This is a genomic window from Candidatus Nitrosarchaeum limnium BG20 (assembly GCF_000241145.1).
GTDB classification, from domain to species: domain Archaea; phylum Thermoproteota; class Nitrososphaeria; order Nitrososphaerales; family Nitrosopumilaceae; genus Nitrosarchaeum; species Nitrosarchaeum limnae.
In genome coordinates, this window is record NZ_AHJG01000230.1 from 1 (window position 1) to 1,047 (window position 1,047).

General features: G+C 31.4%; 1 protein-coding gene. It reads left to right on the forward strand.

From position 1 onward, the window contains the following. Positions 1-1,047: polysaccharide deacetylase family protein (locus BG20_RS12435; RefSeq protein ID WP_010193438.1), on the forward strand; the 1,047-nt coding region annotated here is incomplete at both ends.

The following is a 1,047-nucleotide window of genomic DNA, read 5'->3' on the forward strand; positions in this document are numbered from 1 at the left end:
GGTTTTAAAGAATGATGTCATCGATTCTTCGTGGAAAGAAAAGAAGATAGCGATAATAGGTCAAGAAAATACGTTTAAAATAATAAAATCAAAAGATGAGCCAAAAAATCCAGAAACTACGACAAATATCCCAATCAACAAAGACGAAATAACTACATCATGTAATTGTGTAGCATTTAGATTTGACGGAGTCCAAGATTACTGGCTAAATGACGTACAACTTGCATACATCAATACATTCATAGAAAAAAACATTCCATTGACTGTAGGAATAATTGCAGATTCATTTGGAAATGATCAAAAAATCACAGCCATAGTTAAAGATGCATCCAGTAAAAATAAAATAGAAATTGCAAGTGAAGGAATAGGGTCTACACCTTTTACAAATTATTCCAAACAAGAACAAGATAAATTATTAAAACAATCAATAGTTGAAATTCTCAATAATGCAGGTGTGAGGCCTCACATCTTTGTACCGCCACAAAACCAATACAATGAAGACACAAAGCAAGTTCTCATAGAGAATAAATTCACGCATGTTAGTGGTAGTGTTTCACAAGAAGAAGTATTGGAATTTCCGTTAAAAGATGAAACATTATACAAATTTCCTGAAACGGCTACCACTGGAAAGTACGATGTTGAACAAAATTTGTTTGTTGGAATATCAAACGATGAGACTTTTGCAGATACGGTAGATTCTCTTAAAAAATATGGGTTTGCAGTAATAACATCAAATCCACAGCAATTTGCAATTATTAAAAATGGAACTTATACCAATCAAATTAATGAAAACCAATTCAACGAACTAAGTGGATTAATTAAAAAACTACAATCAGAGAAAATTAGAATTGTGTTTATTGGAAAAATTAATTTGGATTCGGAAACAATAATTCTTCCTCAGTGGATTAAGAAAAATGCAGGTTGGTGGGCAGATGATCAAATTGACGACATAACATTTGTGCAAGGAATACAATATATGATTCAAAAAGAAATCATTAAAATTCCAAAATCTTCAGATGCCACAGATACAGAAAACAAAGAAATCCC